12 protein-coding genes and 1 pseudogene are annotated in these 19,699 nt (G+C 74.9%); 4 read left to right on the top strand and 9 right to left on the bottom strand.

Annotation, left to right across the window (positions count from 1 at the left end):
- Positions 1-42: 42 nt before the first annotated feature.
- A pseudogene (locus ACFRFC_RS00435) lies at positions 43-4,008 on the top strand (type I polyketide synthase); the annotation flags it as partial.
- A gap of 304 nt (positions 4,009-4,312) precedes the next feature.
- Positions 4,313-5,467: an LLM class flavin-dependent oxidoreductase gene (locus ACFRFC_RS00440; protein ID WP_382679499.1), complete on the top strand. Its 1,155-nt coding sequence runs from the start codon at positions 4,313-4,315 to the stop codon at positions 5,465-5,467.
- On the opposite strand, the gene ACFRFC_RS00445 is transcribed toward ACFRFC_RS00440, so the two are convergent.
- From ACFRFC_RS00445 to ACFRFC_RS00480, 8 genes are all read right to left on the bottom strand, one after another.
- Positions 5,441-8,323, bottom strand: coding sequence for an AAA family ATPase (locus ACFRFC_RS00445; protein WP_382679502.1), 2,883 nt, complete (start codon positions 8,321-8,323; stop codon positions 5,441-5,443). The two genes, ACFRFC_RS00440 and ACFRFC_RS00445, sit on opposite strands and share 27 nt — an antisense overlap.
- 78 nt (positions 8,324-8,401) lie before the next feature.
- The gene (locus ACFRFC_RS00450) at positions 8,402-9,244 is read right to left on the bottom strand and encodes a thioesterase II family protein (RefSeq protein WP_382679505.1); all 843 of its coding nucleotides are present in this window, start codon (positions 9,242-9,244) and stop codon (positions 8,402-8,404) included.
- On the bottom strand, positions 9,241-11,772 hold the full coding sequence (locus ACFRFC_RS00455; protein WP_382679507.1) for a dipeptide ABC transporter ATP-binding protein: 2,532 nt from the start codon (positions 11,770-11,772) through the stop codon (positions 9,241-9,243). The genes ACFRFC_RS00450 and ACFRFC_RS00455 overlap by 4 nt, the downstream gene beginning before the upstream one ends.
- On the bottom strand, positions 11,769-12,653 hold the full coding sequence (locus tag ACFRFC_RS00460; RefSeq protein ID WP_382679510.1) for an ABC transporter permease: 885 nt from the start codon (positions 12,651-12,653) through the stop codon (positions 11,769-11,771). The genes ACFRFC_RS00455 and ACFRFC_RS00460 overlap by 4 nt, the downstream gene beginning before the upstream one ends.
- Before the next feature lie 3 nt (positions 12,654-12,656).
- Positions 12,657-13,604: an ABC transporter permease gene (locus ACFRFC_RS00465; protein WP_382679512.1), complete on the bottom strand. Its 948-nt coding sequence runs from the start codon at positions 13,602-13,604 to the stop codon at positions 12,657-12,659.
- On the bottom strand, positions 13,601-15,253 hold the full coding sequence (locus ACFRFC_RS00470; protein ID WP_382679515.1) for an ABC transporter substrate-binding protein: 1,653 nt from the start codon (positions 15,251-15,253) through the stop codon (positions 13,601-13,603). Before ACFRFC_RS00470 ends, ACFRFC_RS00465 begins: the two co-directional genes overlap by 4 nt.
- A gap of 139 nt (positions 15,254-15,392) precedes the next feature.
- Complete coding sequence (locus ACFRFC_RS00475; RefSeq protein ID WP_382679518.1) at positions 15,393-16,652, bottom strand: acyl-CoA dehydrogenase family protein; 1,260 nt, start codon at positions 16,650-16,652, stop codon at positions 15,393-15,395.
- Positions 16,653-16,943: 291 nt separating this feature from the next.
- Positions 16,944-17,075, bottom strand: a complete 132-nt coding sequence (locus ACFRFC_RS00480) for a hypothetical protein (RefSeq protein WP_382679521.1) — start codon at positions 17,073-17,075, stop codon at positions 16,944-16,946.
- A gap of 370 nt (positions 17,076-17,445) precedes the next feature.
- On the opposite strand from ACFRFC_RS00480, the gene ACFRFC_RS00485 reads away from it, so the two are divergent.
- Positions 17,446-17,976, top strand: a complete 531-nt coding sequence (locus ACFRFC_RS00485; RefSeq protein WP_382679524.1) for a DUF6328 family protein — start codon at positions 17,446-17,448, stop codon at positions 17,974-17,976.
- On the opposite strand, the gene ACFRFC_RS00490 is transcribed toward ACFRFC_RS00485, so the two are convergent.
- Entirely contained in the window at positions 17,894-18,487 is a 594-nt protein-coding gene (locus ACFRFC_RS00490) for a MarR family winged helix-turn-helix transcriptional regulator (protein WP_382679527.1), read from the bottom strand. The genes ACFRFC_RS00485 and ACFRFC_RS00490 overlap by 83 nt on opposite strands.
- 63 nt (positions 18,488-18,550) lie before the next feature.
- On the opposite strand from ACFRFC_RS00490, the gene ACFRFC_RS00495 reads away from it, so the two are divergent.
- Positions 18,551-19,582: an EamA family transporter gene (locus ACFRFC_RS00495; protein WP_382680159.1), complete on the top strand. Its 1,032-nt coding sequence runs from the start codon at positions 18,551-18,553 to the stop codon at positions 19,580-19,582.
- Positions 19,583-19,699: the final 117 nt, after the last annotated feature.

Here is a 19,699-nt window from a genome sequence, read left to right on the forward strand (position 1 = left end):
GCGGCACGAAGGAGGCCGGCCGTGGCCGATGAGGACAAGCTCCGGCAGTACCTCAAGCGCGCCCTCGGCGAGAGCCGGGAGGCCCGGCGCCGCCTGGACCAGGTGGAAGCCGCCCGGCGCGAGCCGATCGCCGTCATCGGCATGGGCTGCCGGCTGCCCGGCGGCATCACCTCGCCCGACGGCCTGTGGGACCTGGTCGCGGCGGGCGGCGACGCCATCGGCCCCTGGCCCGACGACCGGGGCTGGGACCTCGACGCCCTCTACGACCCCGACCCGGACCGGCCCGGCACCAGCTACGCCCGGCACGGCGGATTCCTCTACGACGCCGCCGACTTCGACGCGGAGTTCTTCGGGATCTCCCCGCGCGAGGCGCTCGCCATGGACCCACAGCAGCGCCTGCTGCTGGAAACCTCGTGGGAGGCGTTCGAACGGGCCGGCATCGACCCCGCGAGCCTGCGCTCCAGCGCCACCGGCGTGTACGTCGGGCTGGCCGGACAGGACTACCACTCCCGCCTCGACCGCATCCCCGCCGAACTGGAGGGCCACCTCGGCATCGGCAACCTCGCCAGCGTGGCCTCGGGGCGCCTCTCCTACACGTACGGCTTCGAGGGCCCGGCGGTGACCGTCGACACGGCGTGCTCCTCCTCTCTCGTGGCGCTGCATCTGGCGGTGCGGGCGCTGCGCGGCGGCGAGTGCGATCTCGCGCTCGCGGGCGGGGCCACCGTCATGTCGACGCCCGCCGGGTTCGTGGCCTTCTCCCGCCAGCGCGGACTGTCCCCGGACGGCCGCTGCCGTGCCTTCGCCGCGGGCGCGGACGGCACGGGCTGGGCGGAAGGGGCCGGGCTGCTGCTGGTGGAACGGCTCTCCGACGCGCGGCGGCTGGGACATCCCGTGCTGGCCGTGGTGCGCGGTACGGCCGTCAACCAGGACGGCGCCTCCAACGGGCTGACGGCCCCCAACGGACCCGCCCAGCAGCGGGTCATCCGCCGGGCCCTGGCCGACGCGGGCCTGTCCGCGCGGGACGTCGACCTGGTGGAGGGGCACGGCACGGGCACCACCCTCGGCGACCCCATCGAGATCCAGGCCCTCCAAGAGGTCTACGGCGCCGAACGCCCCGCCGACCGGCCGCTGTGGCTCGGCTCCCTCAAGTCCAACCTCGGGCACACGGCGGCGGCGGCCGGGGTGGCGGGCGTCATCAAGGCGGTGCAGGCCCTGCGCCACGACTTCCTGCCCCGGTCCCTGCACGTGGACGCCCCCACACCCCATGTCGACTGGACGGACGGCGGCGTCCGCCTGCTCACCGAGGCCCGCCCCTGGCCGGACGGCGAAGCGCCCCGCCGGGCCGGGGTCTCCGCGTTCGGCGTGAGCGGCACCAACGCGCACGTGATCCTGGAGCAGCCATCGCAGGACGACGCCGAGGAAGCCCCGGGGTCCGGGAACCGCCCCTCCGCCGTCCTGCCCTGGCCGCTGTCCGCCCGCTCGCCACAGGCCCTGCGCGACCAGGCCGCCCACCTCACCCGGCACCTCCGGGACCACCCGGAGGCCCAGCCCCTGGACATCGCCTGGTCCCTGGCCACCCGGCGGGCCACCCACCCGCACCGTACGGTCGTCGTGGCCGCCGACCGCGACGAAGCCCTGCGCGCCCTGCACTCGATGGCAGAGGGACCCGCACCGAGCGGCACATCCGGCGGCCGGACGGCGTTTCTGTTCACCGGACAGGGCAGCCAGCGGGCGGGCATGGGACGGGAGCTGTACGAGCGGTTCCCCGCCTACGCCCGCGCCTTCGACGCCGTCACCGCCGAACTCGACCGCCACCGCGGACCCCACCTGACCCACCCGGTGCGCACGGCGGTCCTGTCCGCCGGGCACGGCGACCTGCTCGACCGCACGGAGTACGCCCAGCCCGCCCTCTTCGCCGTGGAGATCGCCCTGTCGTGGCTCCTGGAGTCCTGGGGGATACGGCCCGATGTGGTCGCCGGGCACTCCATCGGCGGGCTGGCCGCCGCCCACACGGCCGGTGTGCTCACCCTGCCCGACGTGGCCCGGCTGGTGACCGAGCGCGGACGGCTGATGCAGGCACTGCCGCCGGGCGGCGCGATGGCGGCCGTGGAGGCGACCGAGGAGGAGATCGAGGAGGAGATCGCCGGGGCGCTGCGGGACAGTGCGGGGGCGGTGTCGATCGCCGCCGTCAACGGCCCCCGCGCGGTCGTCCTGTCCGGCGACGAGGAACCCGTCCTCGCCCTCGCCGCCGGTTTCCGGGCCCGGGGCCGCCGTACCGCCCGGCTGCGGGTCGGCCACGCCTTCCACTCCCCGCGCATGGACGGCATGCTCGACGACTTCCGCCGCACGGCCAAGGCCGTCCACTACCACCCGCCCGCCCTCCCGGTGGTCTCTGACCTGACCGGCGCGCAGGCGGGTGAGGGGGAGCTGGGGTCCGCCGACTACTGGGCCGAGCACGCCCGTGGGGCGGTGCGATTCCTGGATGTGGTGCGGGAGTTGCGCGCGATGGGGGTGACACGGTTCGTGGAGGTGGGGCCGGACGCGGTGCTCACGGCGATGGTCGGGGACATCCTGGATGCCGATGATTCCCCTGGGGGCGTCCGGGCCTCTGTGCTCGCCCCCGTCCTGCGCAAGGGCCGCCCCGAGGCCGCGACCCTGCTCACAGCGCTGGGTCGGCTCCACGCGGACGGTCTGCCCGTGGACTGGACGGCCGCCTTCGAAGGGCTCGACCCGCGCCCGGCCGACCTCCCCACCTACGCCTTCCAGCGGCGCCGCCACTGGCTCGACGTCACCGTGGGCCGCAGCACCACCGATGCCCCGGCACTGCCCGCCCCCACGGCAGCCGACCCCGGCCCCGGCTGGGCCGAGCGCCACGCCCGGCTCACCGGCCCCGCCCTGGACGCCGCCCTGCTGGATCTCGTACGGACGCAGGCGGCGGGGGTGCTCGGGTACGCGGCGGTGGACTCGGTGAGCGCGGGACGGCCGTTCGTGGAGGCCGGGCTCGACTCGCTGTCCGCCGTCGAGCTGCGGGCCCGGCTGGCGGCCACGACCGGGCTGTCCCTCGGGGGCGCTCTGACCATCCGCTTCCCGACCCCGCAGGATCTCGCCGGTCACCTGGGCGAACTGCTGCGGGAACGGCCGGGGACGGCACGCCGGGAAGGGCCGCTCACGGACCTCTATCTGCGGCTGTGCGCGGCGCGGGAGATCACCGCCGCCACCGAGGTGATCGTCGCCTCCGCCCGCCTGCGGGACACCTTCGCCACGGCGGACAGCGCCCGGCACGCCGTCGAACCGGTCGTCCTGGCCCGGGGCGACGCCCCGACCCCGCTGATCTGCTTCCCGGCGCTGACCGCCCTGTCCGGACCCCACGAGTACGCCCGCTTCGGGCAGGCCCTCGACGGGCGCCGGGACGTCCGGGCCGTACCGGCGCCCGGATACGCGCCCGACAGCGCGGTGCCCGACACGGCGGACACCTTCGTCGCGATGCAGGCGGACGCGGTCCAGCGGCTCGCCGGGGGGCGGCCGTTCGCGCTGCTCGGCCGGTCCCTGGGCGGCTGTGTCGCCCACGCCGTGACGGCCGAGCTGGAACGCCGGGGGACACCTCCGGCGGGCCTCGCGATGGTCGACACCTACCCGATGGACACGGCGGCCCTGCCGGGCATGGACTGGTGGATGCCCGCGATGATCAACGGCATGGTCGCCCGCTTCGACGCGTTCGAGCTGGGGCTGAACGACAACGGGCTGACGACGATGGGGAGTTATCTGCGTACCTTCGGCCCCTGGGAGCCCCGGCCGGTCACCACCCCGACCCTGCTCCTCCGGGCCACCGACCCGCTGCCGGGCACGCCCGACGGCCTTCCCGCCGAGGACACCCGCGCCTTCTGGCGCCTCCCGCACACCACCGCCGACGTGCCCGGCGACCACTTCTCCGTCCTGGAGGAGCACTCGGCGACCACGGCGGCGGCGGTGGAGGAGTGGCTGAACGACTTGGACCGGCCGGTCGGCTAAGTCCCGACCGGCCGGACCGCCGCCGACGCGGGGGTGGCCGGTCCGGGCCACCCCGTCCGGGCCACCCGGGCCACCCCGTCCGGGCCACCCCGGCCACCCCGTCCGGGCCGTCCGGGCCGCCGACCCAGGACCGTGTCCTTCCCGACCCCGACCCCTCCCCTGACCCGGACTCACACCCGTACCCGCACCCGCGCTCACACCCGTACCCGCACCCGCGCTCACACGGGTACCCGTACCCGCGCTCACACCCGCACTCGTACCAACACCCCGCACCCGCACCCGCACCTCAAGAAATGAGCCCATCATGACCGCGCCCCACCCCCTCCATCTCGCCGTGGCCCTGGACGCCACCGGCTGGCACCCCGCGTCCGGCGCCCCCGACGGTGACCCCTACGGGCTGGCCCACTGGACCGGACTGGTCGAGGAGGCCGAACGCGGGCTGCTCGACTTCGTGACGCTGGAGGACCCGCCGAAGCGCCCGGCGGACGGCAGCGCGGTCGGTCACCGGCTGGACGCGCTGCTCGTCGCCGCCGCGCTCGCCGCCCGCACCGAGCACATCGGACTGGTGCCGACCGGGGTGCTCGACCAGGTCCAGCCGACCCGGATCGCGCGGGCCATCGCCACGCTCGACCAGCTGACCGGCGGCCGGGCCGGCTGGCGTACGCAGGTGACCCCGGCCCGCCCGATCGTGCTCGCGGAGCTGTTCACGCCCGAGGTGCAGCGGCCGATGGCCGAACTCTTCGAACGCGCCGCCGATCTGGTGCGGGTCGTGCGCGCCCTGTGGGACGGCGTGGACGACGAGAAGGAGCTGCGGGCGCTCGCGCCCGGCCGGTTCGCCCCGGCCGACCCCGACCCGCACGGCAGCTTCACCACGATCGAGCCCCTCGGTGGGACGGCCGGTGACTGGCTCACCATCGACGCACCGGCCCTGGCCCCGCGCTCCCCGCAGGGCCACCCGCTGGTCTTCACCCTCGCCCACATCAGCCTGCCCTACCGGTACGGGGCCCGCTCCGCCGACGTGGTGTCCGTGACCCCGCACAGCGCCGAGGAGGCGCGGGCGACCGTCGAGGAGATCCGGGGCGCGCAGGCCGCCGCCGGGCGCGCGGCGGAGACCGTGCACGTCTTCGCCGACCTCGTGGTCTTCCTCGACCCCACCCCCGGCGAGGCCGCCGCCCGCAAGGCCCGCCTGGACGACGCGCACGGCAGCGAGTTCACCTCCGACGCGCACATCGTCACGGGTACCCCCGGTGAACTCGCCGAGCTGCTCCTGGAGTGGCGGCGGGCCGGGATCTCCGGGTTCCGGCTGCGGCCCGGCGAGCTGCCCCACGACCTGACCGCCGTCACCCGCGAGCTGGTGCCGGAACTCCAGGCCAGGGGAGTGTTCCGCAGGGCCTACGAGGCCGGCACCCTGCGCGGGCTGCTCGGACTGCCGCTACGGGCGGCCCCCGACCCGCTCTGACGCGGTCGCCTGACGCACCCCCTCCGCCGGCGCCTGCCGCTCGGGTCCGCCGTCCACCGCCGCCAGCAGTGACAGCGGCAGATCCGACCGTCCCTTCACCCGGAGCTTGCGATAGGTGTGCGTCAGATGCTGCTCCACCGTGCTGACCGTGATGAACAGCTTCTCGGCGATCTCCCGGTTGGACAGCCCGGCGACCGCCAGCGACGCCACCTGCGCCTCCGAGCTGCTCAGCACCCCGACCCGGCCGGTGCCGCCGCCCCGCTCCGGACGCGCGGGCGGCGCCTGACGGGCCGCCAGCCGCCGCGACAGCGGGGCCAGGCCCTGGTCCTCGGCGATGTCCAGGGCCTGCCGGGCCACCATCCGGGCTCGGCCGCTCTGCCCCGCCCGGGTGTGCACCTCGCTCAGATCGGCCAGCACCCGGGCCAGTTCCAGCCGGTCCCCGGCGGCGTCCAGCAGATCGGCGGACTCCCGCAGCAGGGTCGCCCGGCGCCGGGAATCGGCCACCGACGCGGCCGTGTGCAGGGCCATGCCCCGTGCCCGGGGCTGGGTCACCGGCACCATCGCGAGCTGTTCCACGGCCAGCCGCCGGGCCTCCTCCGTCCGGCCCAGACGCAGCAGCGCCGTCACCGCGTCGCCGCGCCACGGCACGAACGCGGGCAGGTCGATGTCCCACTCCCGCATCAGCCGCCCGCACCGGGTCAGATCGTCCAGCGCGCCGTGCAGCAGATTCACCGACAGCCGCCACCGGCCGCGCGCGTGCAGATACTGCACCCCGAACCGGGTCTGGAACAGCTGCTCCGGCAGCGCCGCCACCGGCGGCCCGCCCGCCTCCGCCCGGCCCGTCGCGGCGGCGGCCAGCTCCAGCGTGGCCAGCGGCGAGCCGATCAGCGCCCCCCAGCCGCGCAGCGACAGCAGCCCCAGCGCCTGCCGGGCGCACCCCTCCGCGAGCAGCACATCACCCTGGCGCATCGCTGCCTCGGCCCGCAGCGCCGCGAACAGCGCCTGCCAGGTGGGGACATCGCGCGCGGCGGCCTCCCCGACCAGCCGGTCGCACCAGGGCGCCGCGAGATCGGCCCGGTCGGCGTACACCAGCACCGACAGCGCCTGATGGACGGCCGGGAAGCTGCCGTCGTCCAGCGTGGTGGTCTGCAACGCCAGTTCGGCGCTGCGCACGGCGTCCGGGCCGGGGCCCGAGCGCAGCAGCCGGTTCAGCACGCCGGACATCCGCGGCGGCGCCCCCTCGGCGCCCCGCGCCAGCGACCGGCGGGGCGGCCGGGGCCGGGCGGCGGGCCTCGGGAGCAGCCCCGGATGCGAGGCGTACAGCCCCTGCCGTACGGCGTGGTACTCGGCCGTGACGCGGGCGTCGAGCGCCTCCGCGGACCGTTCGAGGCGGCCCAGGGCGAGGGCGATCTCGTCGTTGCCGCCGGTCCACAGCAGCCGGCCCAGGAGCGTCACGATCTGGCAGCCCGACAGCCGGCCCTCGCGCAGCGCGGCGATCAGCGGGCGCAGCCGCCGGCAGGCGGTGTCGGGGTCGGTGCGGTAGTCGACCAGGCTGCGCAGCACGGTCACCGTCACCCGCCGGTCCTCGTCGCCCGCCGCCGCCTCGGCCACATCCAGGCACGCCTCGGCGAACGACGTGTCGTCCCGGCGCAGCGCCTCCCGCGCGGCCTCCAGGGCCACCGGGAACGCCCACGGCTCCTCGCTGTGCCGGGCCGCCGCCAGATGCACGGCGACCGTCGACGCGGGCTCCCCTGCGGCGTGCAGCAGCCGGGCCGCGTGCCGGTGCAGCAGCGCCCGTTCGGCGGCCGGCATCCCGGCCAGCACGGCGGCGCGGGCGACCGGATGCCGGTAGCGGCCCTCGTCCAGGACCCCGAAGCCGTCCAGCGCGGCCAGCGCCTGGTCGACCAGGTGGTGCGGGCGGCCCGTCAGCCGGGCCAGGTGGCGTGCCGAACCCGAGGCGTCCAGCACCGCGAGCGCGCGGGCCGTGTCCCGGTGCCGCTCCCCGGCCCGCCGGACACAGGCGTCCACCGCCCGGCCGTACTCCTCGCCCACGGACGGTTCCACCAGGCCGGGCCCGGCCGGTGGCGGGAGTCCTGCCGTGCGGTCGTGGTGGTCCTCGGCGAGGGCGCGCAGCAGCAGTGGGTTGCCGCCGCTGAGCCGGTGCCAGGACGCGCCCGCGAGGTGCGGACCGATCAGCTCCGTGAGGAGTTCCCGGGTGCCCGCCGGGGTCAGGGGGCGGACCCGGAGCCGGGTGACATGCGGCTGGCGCACCAGCGAGGTCCGCCAGGACAGCTCCGTGGTGCTGGTGCCCGACGCGGTGTCCCGTTCGGCCACCACCAGCAGCAGCCGCGTGGTGCGCAGCAGTCGGCCCACATAGGTGAGGGTGTCCAGGGAGGCCGCGTCGGCGAAGTGCAGATCGTCGACGATCATCACCACGGGCGTCCGCTCCGCCAGGGCGCGCAGCAACTGCCAGTGCACCTGGCTGACCTGCGCCGGGATCGGGCTGTGGGTGAGCAGGTCCGCGTCGCACGGCGCGATGGCCGGGCCCGGCTCGTACGGGCGCAGGGCCCGCTCCCGGTCGGCGGGGGAGAAGTGCTGGTGCCGGAAGATCTGGCCCATCACACCGAGTTCGACCCCGGACTCCGAACACCGGGCCGTGGCGTGCAGCACGACGGCTCCGGCCGCCGCCGCGTGCTCGCCCAGGACATGGAGGAGTTCCGTCTTCCCGCCGGCGACCGGCCCGCTGAGCGCCGCCACACCGCCTCTGCCCACGAGACAGTCCGCCAGCAGCTCTCGTAGTCGCCTCACCTGAATCTCGCGTTCCACCAAGACCACAGCAGGCTCCCCATCCGACATCTCGCGGTGGTGTCGTACATGGCGCGGACATCGGCGCTGACATCCGCGTCGGGCAGGTACAGAGCAGAGGGCCGGGTTTCAGCCACCCCTCGGGGCGGTCGGCCCTCCGGTCGCGGCTGGCCCTCCGGTCGGCGTCTGCCCTCCGGTCGGGGCTGGCCCTCCGGCCGCGGCCGGCAGCAGCCGGGAGCGGATCACCGCGGCGATCCGCTCCGGCTGTTCGGCGAGGAAGAAGTGACCGCCGTCGAAACTCAGTACCTCGGTCGTGCCGTCGGTGTGCCCCTCCCAGGCGCGGGCCTCCCGCGCCGTCACCTTCGCGTCCCCGGCGCCCACCAGGACGGTGACCGGGGCCGTGATCCGCGGGCCGGGGCGGTGGCGGTAGGTCTCGATGGCCCGGTAGTCGCCGCGCAGCGCGGGCAGGACCAGCGCGCGCATCTCGGGGTCGGCCAGCAGCTCCGGCGGGGTGCCGCCCTGCCGGACGATCTCGGCCACCAGTTCCCCGTCCCCGGCGAGATGCAGCCGCTCGCCGTCGCGCACGGTGGACGGCGCCCGCCGCCCCGACGCGAACAGCGCGACCGGCCCCGCACCCGTGCGGGCGCCCAGCCGCCGGGCCGTCTCATAGGCCACCACCGCGCCCATGCTGTGCCCGAAGAACGCGGGCGGGGTCCCCCAGGACGGCTCCAGCACCCCGGCGATCGCGTCCGCCAGCGGCGCGATCTCCGTGAACAGCGGCTCGTCCCGGCGCTCCAGCCGTCCCGGGTACTGCACCGCCAGCACCTCCACTCGGGGGTGCAGCAGTTCGGAGAGCCGGCGGTAGAACCCGGCCGAGCCGCCCGCGTGCGGGAAGCACACCAGACGGGGGGCCCGCCCCGCGCCGGGATGGAAGCGCCGGATCCAGCGGTCGGTGTCGAGGTTGGTCGTCATGCCCGCGATTCTCGTCCTTCCTGGGTCCGCTCGGGCCGGGGAAGCGAGGTCAACAGCTCCCGGGTGTACGGATGCCGGGGGTTCGCGAAGATCTGTGCGACCGGCCCGGACTCGACCAGGCGCCCGTCCTTCATCACCACGACCCGGTCGCTGACGTGGTGCACGACGCCGAGGTCATGCGAGATGAACAGCAGCGCCACGCCCAGCTCCCGCTGGAGGTCCGCCAGCAGATCGAGCACCTGGGCCTGGATCGACACGTCCAGCGCCGACACCGGCTCGTCGCACACGATCAGCCGGGGCCCGGTCGCCAGCGCCCGCGCGATGGCCACCCGCTGGCGCTGCCCGCCGGACAGCTCCAGCGGACGCCGCCCCTCCAGCGCCGCCGACAGCCCGACCTGCCCGAGCAGTTCGGCCACCCGCGCGGTACGGGCCCGGCCGCGCGGCACCCCCGCCCGCGCCACGGCCTCCGCCAGGATCCGGCGCACATCGTGCCGGGGATCGAACGAACCGAGCGGATCCTGATGCACCACCTGGAGCCGCGAACGCCGCGCCCGGCGCTCCCGCTCCGGCACCCCGCTCCACGCCTCCCCCTCGAACCGCACGACCCCCTCGTCCGGCTCCACCAGCCCCAGCACCATCTGTGCCGTGGTCGTCTTCCCCGACCCCGACTCACCCACCAGCCCGAGCGTCTCCCCGCCCATGATCTGGAACGACACGTCCGCGACGGCGCGGTAGGCCCCCCCGTCGGCCGACCGGAAGGTCTTGGAGACACCCTGGACGTCCAACAGGGGTTCGCGCTGGGCGCCTTGCCTGCCCTTGGCGAGGGCGCCGCCGGCATCCTGACGGGCGGACGCGGGGATTTGGGCAGAAGCAGGGGTTGGGGCGGGCGACGGGGTTCGGGGCCGCGTCGTGCTCAGGAGGGACGCGTCGCCGCCCGGCGGCACGGCGCCCTTGCGGGGCGCGGGTACGTCGGAGGGGGCCGGGCCGTCGTCCGGCGCGGGGGCGTCTGTGGGCGCCGTGGGCCTGGCGGCCGGTGACGGGGCGTCCGGAGACGCCGTGCGGGGCGAGGGCGTGCCGGACAGTGGCGTGAGGGCGTCCGTGGACGGTGTGCCGGACAGTCGCGCGGGGCCGCCCGGCGACGGTGTGCCGGACAGTGGCGAAGGGCCGCCCGGCGAAGGCTCGTCGGACAGTCGCGGAAGCTCATCGGTTGAAGGCTCATCGGAGACGCCGTCGCGGTGGGCCGGTGCATGGCCGTCGGAGGGAGCCGTTGCCTGGTCCGGCGCGGGCTCGTCCGAAGGTGCCGTACGCCTGCCCGGTGAAGGCGTGTCGAGCAGAGCCGAGGCGCCCCCGCGCGAATGAGCGTCGGTCGAAGGCTCGTCGGAGGCGTCGTTGCCGTGGTCCGGCGAGTGGCTGCCGGAAGGTGCCGTTGCCTCGTCCGGCGCAGGCTCGCCCGCAGGCGCCGTACCCCTTCCCGGCGAAGCCGCGTCGAGCAGAGCCGCGGCCCCACCCCCCGAGAACACCTCGGCACCCCCCGCCCCAGGGACGGACACCCCCGCCGATCTTCCGTCCGGATACCAGCACAGCGTCAGATGTCCGCCCGTGTCCGCCGTCGCCGCAGGCAGCTTCGTGCGGCAGCGGTCGTCGGCTGCCGGGCAGCGGGCGGCGTACGGGCAGCCGTCGGGGCCCGCCGCCGGCTGACCCGGCGGGGACGGGACGGACAGGGGGCCGCCCTTGGAGGCGAAGGTGGGGACGGCCGCCAGCAGGGCCCTGGTGTACGGGTGCCGGGGATCCTTCAGGACGTCCTGGGCGGGGCCCTGCTCGACCAGCAGCCCGCCGTACATCACCGCCACCCGGTCGGCCAGCCGCGCCACCACCGCCAGGTCGTGGCTGATCAGCAGGAGGGCCGTGCCGTCGCCCACCAGGCGGCCCAGCAGGTCCAGGATCTGGGCCTGCACGGTCACGTCCAGGGCGGTCGTCGGCTCGTCGGCCACCAGCAGTTCCGGCGCCCCGGACAGCGCGGACGCGATCAGCGCCCGCTGCCGCAGCCCCCCCGACAGCTGATGCGGCCGCTCGGCCGCCCGGCGCGCGGGATCGGGGATACCGGCGTCCGACAGCAGCGTCAGCGTCCGCTCGCGTGCCTCGGCGCCCCGCGCCAGACGGTGCGTGGCCAGCGTCTCGCGGATCTCCGCGCCCACCGTCCGCAACGGGTCCAGCGAGACCAGCGCGTCCTGGAGCACCAGCCCGATCCGGCGGCCCCGGACCGACCGCCACTCCCGCTCGGACAGGGCCGTCAGATCGACGCCGTCGAAGACCAGCCGCCGGGCCGCGACCCGGGCCCGCGCGCCGGTCAGCCCGAGCAGCGTGCGGGCCGTGACGCTCTTGCCCGACCCCGACTCACCGACCACGGCGAGGCACTCGCCCCGGCGCAGACTGAAGGACACATCCCGGACGGCACGGACCGGCTCGCCGCGCCCGAAGGAAACGTCGAGGCCCTCCACGCTCAGCAGCGGCGACTCGGTGACGCTCATCGGGCGGACCTCCGGGTGAAACGCTGCTGGACATGGCGGCCGACGACATTCACGGCGATGACGGTCACGGTGACGGCGGCGCCCGGGAACACCCCGATCCACCACGCCGTCTGGAGGAAGTCCCGCCCGGCGGAGAGCAGCGCCCCCCACTCCGGCGAGGGCGCGGCCGGACCGAGCCCGAGGAAGCTCAGCCCGGACGCCGAGATCAGCGCCGTACCGAACCCGACGGTCGCCAGGGTCAGCAGCGGCGCGAGCGCGTTCGGCAGCACATGCCGCAGCACGATCGAGCGCCGCGGCAGCCCCAGCGCCACCGCCGACTCCACATACCCGGAACGCCGCACCACCATGGCCTCCGCCCGCACCAGCCGGGCGTACCCGGGGACGAAGGCGATACCGATCGCGGTCATCACATTGACCGTGCCCGCGCCCAGCACGGTCACGATCAGCAGGGCCAGCAGCAGCGCGGGCAGCGCCAGCAGGATGTCCGCCAGCCGCATCAGCACCTGGTCGGCGAGCCGCCCGCCCAGCGCGGCGGCCAGCCCGAACGCCGCGCCCAGCACGACCGAGATCACCGTGGACCCGAAGCCCAGCAGCAGGGACGGCCGGGCGCCGTACAGGATCCTGGTGTACAGGTCGCGGCCCAGCTGGTCGGTGCCGAGCCAGTACTCGCCGCCGGGGCCGCGCAGCGCGGCCGGCGGATCGGTCGCGGTGGGCGAGACGCCGGTGAACAGGCCCGGCGCGACCGCCACCAGCACGACGAGCAGCAGCAGCGCGCCCGCGAGCAGGACACTGACCGGCGGTCCGGCCCAGCGCCGCCGTGCCGGGGCGGACACGGCGGGCGCCGGGCCGGGGCCGAGATCGGGGAGGAGGGTACTGGTCATGGATCAGGTGCTCCGGAGCCGCGGGTCGATGACGGGGTACAGCAGGTCCACCACGGTGGAGATCACGACGAAGACGAAGGCCGACAGCAGCACCACCCCGATCACCACCGGCATGTCCTTGGCGGTCACCGCCTGGAGCACCAGCGAGCCGATACCGGGCCGCCCGAACACCGTCTCCACCAGCACCGCCCCGCCGATCAGCGAACCGGTGAGCCAGCCCGCGAGGGTGAGCAGCGGTACGGCCGCGTGCCGCAGCGCGTGCCGCACCCGTACCGCCGACTGACCCACCCCCCGGGAGCGGGCGGTGACCACGAACGGCTGGGCCAGCGCCGCCTCCAGGCCCTCGCGCAGCACCTGCGCCAGCACCCCGGTCAGCGGCAGCGCCAGCGTCACGGCGGGCAGCACCAGCGCCGCGAACCCGTCGGCACCGGCCACCGGGAACACCGGGAACCGGAACGACAGCACGGTCAGCAGCACGATCCCGACCCAGTAGGACGGGGTGGAGGCCGCGATCAGCTCCCACACCGAGGCCACCGCCCGCAGCGCGGGCCGCCGCCCGGCCGTCGCCACCGCGGACAGCACCGCGAGGACGACGGCCAGCACCAGCGCGCTCAGCGCCAGTTGCACGGTCGGCAGCAGCTGATCCCCGATCAGCTCCCACACCGGCCGCTGGAGCTGGTACGACTCGCCGAGGTCACCCTGGACCAGCCGCACCAGATAACGCACGTACTGCTCGGCCACGGGCAGGTCGAAGCCGTACTCGCGGCGGATCTCCGCCCGCACCTCGGGGGAGCCCGCGTTGGACGGCCCCAGCAGCACCGACACCGGGTCCCCGGGGATCATCCGCAGGGCGAGGAAGGCGAGGGTCGCCGCCCCCACCATCACCGCGAGGGCCGATCCCAGCCGGGTGAGAACCGCGCGGGCCGGCCCCGCCGCCGTGGCCGGCTTCACTCGCCGGCCAGCCAGGCGTCGTAGTACGTCAGCCAGTTGCTGGCGCTGAACGTCAGCCCCTTGACGGCGGTGGACGTCCCGACCAGGGAGACCTGGGTGTACATGGGCACCACCAGCGCCAGGTCGATGGCCCGCTGCTGCACCTTGGGGTAGACGTCGGCGTGGACCGTCTCGTCCAGCGTGGCCCGGCCCTCGTCCGTCCAGGCGTCGAGCTGGTCGTCCTGGACGAAGGTGGCGTTGATGCCGCCCTCGGCGGGCGCGCTGCCCGAGTTGAGGAACAGCCACAGCACGTCCGGGCTGAACCGGGGCCAGCTCAGGTCCACGATGTGCGCTTGACCGCCGTACACCTGCGTGTTGTACGTGCCCAGGTCCAGGCTGGGCCGCTCGACCTCGATGCCGATCTTCTTGAGGTCCTCCTGGACGGCCTGGCCGAGGACGTCACGGCCCTCGCGGGTGGCCTGGATCGACAGCACCGGCCACTCGATGGTCAGCCGCTCGCCGTCCTTGGTGCGGTAGCCGTCCGCGTCCCGCGCGGTCCAGCCCGCCTCGTCCAGCAGCTGCCCGGCCAGCTCCGCGTCGTAGGGCCAGCTGCCCTCAAGGGTCTTGTCGTAGTTGGGGGTGGTGGGGCTGATCGGGCTCCAGGCGCGCGGGTACTGGCCGAAGGTGACTGTCTCGACGTCCTGGTCGATGTTGATCCCGCGCTGCACCGCCTCGCGCACCCGCTGGTCGTCGAAGGGGGCCAGCGAGCCGTTGAGCCACAGGTTGTAGTTGCCGCCGGGGGCCGCGCGGGTCAGGAGGGAGAGCGAGGAGCTGGCCTCGACCGTGGCGACGTTCTGCGGCGGCACGGCCTTCGCCACATCCACCTGACCGCTTGTCAGCGCGCCGGAGCGCACCGAGGCGGTGGGCAGGAAGCGGAACTCCAGCTTGTCGAGATGGGCGGGCCCGGTGTGGGCGGCCGTCTCGGGCGCCCAGTCGTAGTCCGGGTTACGGGTCAGCACCGCGGACTGGCCCTTGGTGTAGCTGGTGAACAGGTACGGTCCGCTGCCCACGTTGGTGGGCCCGCCCGCCGCCAGCTCGGCCGCGTCGGTCTTGAGCGTCTCGGGGGAGTAGAAACCCAGGTAGGGCGTGCTGGCGGCCTGGAGGAACGGGGCGAACGGCGCGGAGAAGTTCACCTTCGCGGTGTGTGTGTCGATGATCTCGGTGCCGGTGTAGGGGCCGAGCAGGCTCACCGCGTACAGCGACTTGGTGGAGTCGGCCACGATGTGGTCGAAGTTGGCCTTCACCGCGGCGGCGTCGAAGGCGGTGCCGTCGCTGAACGTCACATCGGTGCGCAGTTCGAAGGTGTAGCTCTTGTAGTCGTCCGCCACTTCCCACGTGGTGGCCAGCCAGGGGTGGAACTCTCCGTCGGCGTCCTGCGCGACCAGGGAGTCGACCACCTGCCGCTGGATCTCGGCGGTGATGTCCTGGGTGCTGGCGTGCACGTCCCAGGAGACCGGTTCGGTGTCGACGGCGGTGGTGAGCGTGCCGCCCTGGACGGGGGTGTCGGAGCCGGAGTCACTCGTGTTCCCGCCGCCCGACGAGCAGGCGGTGAGCAGGAGGAACCCGGCCAGCGCCGCCGCGAGCGGACGGGTGAGGCGGGCCAGGGACATACGGGCCGTACGGGCCGGCCGGGACGATCTGGCCGGTGGGGCCGGCCGGGCTGACAGGGACGGGCGCATGGTGGTTCTCCGGGCGTGAGTGCTGCTGGGTGAGGGAGGGGGAACGGGAGGGGGAACGGGAGGGAGAGGTTCAGGCATCGGGTGCCTCCGCCGCGAGGGCCGTGGCGCCGACCAGCGGCAGGACGGCGTCCTCGCCGGGCGCGTGCACCCCGGCCGACTGGATGTCACGGAAGTGCCGCTCCAGCGGGTTCTCCCGGGCCAGCCCGGGGTTCCCGAGCAGCCGGAGCCCGGTCTCCACGGCGCTGGTGACATGCCGTACGACGATGACCTTCGAGGCCAGTGCGTCGACACCGCGGACGGGTTCGCCCCGGTCCACCTGCCCGGCGACCCCGAAGATCAGCTGCTCGGCGCTGGAGAGCAGGGTCTCGATCTCGCCGGCCCCCCTCTTGTACCGTCCGGTGCCGGCCAGCGAATGGCCCAGCGCGGCGGGCACCCGCTCATGGGCGTAGGTGTGCACCGCGCTCTGGGCGGCCCGCGCGACCCCGAGGTAGAGGGCGGACGACAGCAGCAGCGTCACACTGCCGGGCAGGACCCCCGGGGCGGGCGCGGCGCCGGGCGCGGCCAGTTCGTGCACCTGGTCCGCGGGGATCTCGACGTCCGTGAACACCACCTCGTTGCTGCCGGTGGCGCGCATGCCGAGCTGGTGCCAGGTGGGGAGGATCTCGATGCCGGGCGTCCCGGCCGGGACGATGAAGTTGCCGACGCGCGGCTCCGGCTCGTCCGTCGCGGCCCAGACCAGGAAGTAGCTGAGCCCCTCGGAGCCGGTGACATACCGCTTGTGGCCGGTCAGCGACCAGCCGTCGGCGGTCCGGCGGGCCGTCGTCGCGGGCAGCGGGCCCCGGGTGGACGAGCCCATCTCCGGCTCGGCCCGCGCGTGGTTGAGCAGCGTCGGCCGCAGCGCGGACTCCGCCAGCACCCGCTGGTACAGCTCCTCGGGCCAGGGACTGCGGGAGTGCAGCAGATGCGGGACGATCGTCATCCCGGCGATCAGCGCCACCGACGGATCCCCGCGGCCCAGGGCCAGCAGGATCCGGGTGAGGTCGGTGAAGGACCCGCCGGGACCGCCGTACCGGGGATCCACCCCCGCGGTCAGCAGCCCCGCGTCATGGACCAGTTGGAGGGACTCGTGGGGGAAGGCGCCAGTGCGGTCGTACTCGGGCGCCCGCGCCGCGAGCGCCGCGGTCACCTCGTCCAGCCGGCCGAGGTCAGGACCGGCCGGTCCGCTCCGGGCGGCGGTGGGACGGGCGAGAGAACCGGTCACCGAACCGGTCACCGAATCGGTGGCGACGTCCGTGGTGACATCGGCGGCGACATCGGCGGCGGGACTCATGACGCCCTCGCCTGGGCGAGGAGAGCCGGTGCGGGGGCCTGAGACATGGGCGTGTCCTTGGTGTCGGGTGACGCTCCGGGCACGTGGGGTGAGCGGAACGGGGGACGACGACACGGCCCACCTCGGGCGCGGGGGCGGGGATCCGTGCGGGACCCCGGCCGGGCGCCGGGCGTGGGGAGAGGCGGGGAGACCGTGTCGAAGAGCGCGGGCGGGCGGCCCGCGGTCCGGCCTGCGCACCCCGGGCCCACCGCGGGAGCGGCGGTGCGCAGGGTACGGGTCAGGCGGAGGGGGTCAGCGACAGCTGGTCGACTTGACCTTGCCGAAGTCCACGACGCGGCACTGCGTCAGACGGGGCATCAGGAGATCGCTGCGTCCAGGGCGGACCGCATCGGCGGCACCCCGGCCGAATTCCGTCGCAGTCATAGGCCCGAACATGCCCTTGAGCATGCAGGACCGGTCCGGGCCACGTCCAATGCCGATTTCTGATCAAGGCTGATCGCGCGGGCCGATCGGTCGGGTGCCGCCGAGGGCCCGGGGCAGGGGCGGGGGCGGGGTGCGGCGCCCGGAGAGCGCGGCTGGGCTGATATTCGTACGATATGCCCCTCGGTGTCTGTGTCGTCACGGGTCCGGGAAGGTCCGCGATATCGGACGCCGGGGCTGTTCCCAGTTCTGATCATCGGCTTCGCGAGTATCCGAGGTGCGGTGAGGGCGGCTTGCCGGAGCGGCGGGCGCGGGAGGGGACGGAACCCGATCGGCCGGAATCCGGGCGGGAGATGAGAGGAGGGCGGTGAGGGTGACATCGGACGGTGACGGTCCCCGGCGGGGACGCGCGGAGAGCGAGGAGGAGCGGGCGGACCGGCGGTGGGCCGACCTCCTCCAGGAGGTGCGGGTGACCCAGACGGGTGTGCAGATCCTGTTCGGTTTCCTGCTCGCGGTCGTCTTCCAGCCGCGCTTCGCCGATCTCTCCGACGCGGACCAGGGCATCTACCTCGCCACCGTGTTCCTGGGCGCCGCGGCGACCGGGGCCCTGATCGGGCCGGTGGCCCTGCACCGGATGCTCACCGGCCGCAAGGTGAAGCCGCAGACCGTGCAGTGGGCGTCCCGGCTGACGGTGATCGGGCTCGTCCTGCTGCTCGGCACCATGGCCTCGGCCCTGCTGCTCATCCTGCGGGTCGTCCTGCACAACACGCTCGCGGGCTGGCTGGTCGTACCGGTGGTGCTGTGGTTCGTCCTGTGCTGGTTCATCCTGCCGCTGTGGGCCCGGACGCGGAGCGGGCGTCCGCCCGGGGCTCCGGATCCTCCAGACGGGCCAGCCAGTTCGTGAGCAGCGCTTCGAGGGTCGCTGACTCGGCGGGGGTGAGCCGGTCCAGCAGCCGCCGTTCATTGCGCATGTGGTCCGTGAACGCCCGGTCGATCAGCTCACGGCCGGGGCGGGTGAGGGCGACGATCCGGCCGCGCTGATCGTCGGCCGCGCGCCGCCGGGTGACGAGCCCGGCCCGCTCCAGCCGGTCGATCCGCTTGGTCATCGCCCCCGTGGTCACCATGGTGTACGCGGCCAGCTCGCCCGGCGCCCGCTCGTACGGCTCCCCGGCGCGGCGCAGGGCGCACAGCACGTCGAACTCGCCCTCGCCGAGCCCATGACGGCCGTACACCAGCGTCAGCTCCTCGGTGAGCCGGCCGGCCAGCCGGTGCAGCCGCCCGATCACCCCCTGCGGGCCCACATCGAGATCGGGCCGCTCACGGCCCCACTCGGCCTGGATACGGGCCACGTGATCCGGCCCCGGCGTGTGCTCCCCGGCCCCGGTACCGGCCGCTTCCTGACTGCTCCTGTCCATGTCTCCGATAATAGCTTCCCGGGAAACTAATATGCGGCTACATTATCTTCCATGGAAGGCAATATGCGCTGGGTGGCCCTGACCGCCGTCGCCCCGGTGGCCTGGGGTGCCAACTACTACGTCACCCATGAGTTCCTCCCGGCGGACCGCCCGCTGTACGGGGCCGCTCTGCGCGCGCTGCCCGCCGGGCTGGTGCTGCTGGCCGTGGCCCGCCGGCGCCCGCGCGGGGCGTGGTGGTGGCGGTCGGCGGTGCTCGGCCTGCTCAACATGAGCGTCTTCTTCGTCCTCGTGTACGTCGCCTCGCAGCTCCTGCCGACCAGCGTGGCCTCGACGGTCATGGCGGTCTCGCCGCTGACGATGATGCTCGTCGCCTGGCCCCTGGTCTCCCAACGGCCCCGCGCCGCCCATCTGCTCGGCGCCACCATAGGGCTCGGCGGGGTCGCGCTCATGCTGCTCACCGGGCAGGACGGCCTGAGCCTGCCCGGCGTCGCCGCCTCCGTGGCCGCCGTCCTGGTCTCGTCCTTCGGCCACCTCCTGGCCACCCGGTGGAAGGACGGGGCGGATGTGCTCGCCGCGACCGCCTGGCAGCTCACGGCCGGCGGAATCCTGCTCCTCCCGGTGGCGGCGGCCGTCGAGGGCGCACCCCCCGCGCTCCCGGCGTCCACGCTCCTCGCCTTCGCCTATGTCGCCCTCGTCGCCACCGCGCTGGCCTTCGTCGCCTGGTTCACCGGGCTGCGCCATCTGCCCGCCGGGACGGTTGGCCTGATCGGCCTGCTCAACCCCGTGACCGGCGTCCTGCTCGGCACGGCGGTCGCCGGGGAGGCCCTGACGGCCCAGCAGGTGTGCGGGCTGGTGCTGGTGCTGGCGGGGGTGTGGCTGGGGCGGCCCGGGGGACCCGGGGGACGGGGGTGGGGACCGGGGCGGCCCGGCAGACCGGCGAGGCGGGGCGACAAGGGGTGGCCCGTACGGGTGCGGTGGGGTGAGGGGAGATGGCCGGCCTGGGCGCGGCGGCGGGGCGGTGGGCGGGTGCCCCGGCAGCCGGGGGCCGGGGAGCGCACGGCGCGCGCGGCGGCCCGATGCGATCGCCGCCCGTGAGCGGCCCGGCGGTGGTCTCCTCCGGGGCGGGGCCCCTCCGGGGTGGTCTCCTCGGGCGACGGTCGCCTCGGCTGCGGGGCGGCGACTTCCCTGCGAGGGGCGCCTTCGCCGTGGCGT

This window comes from Streptomyces sp. NPDC056734, from assembly GCF_042790455.1.
In the GTDB taxonomy this organism is placed as follows: domain Bacteria; phylum Actinomycetota; class Actinomycetes; order Streptomycetales; family Streptomycetaceae; genus Streptomyces.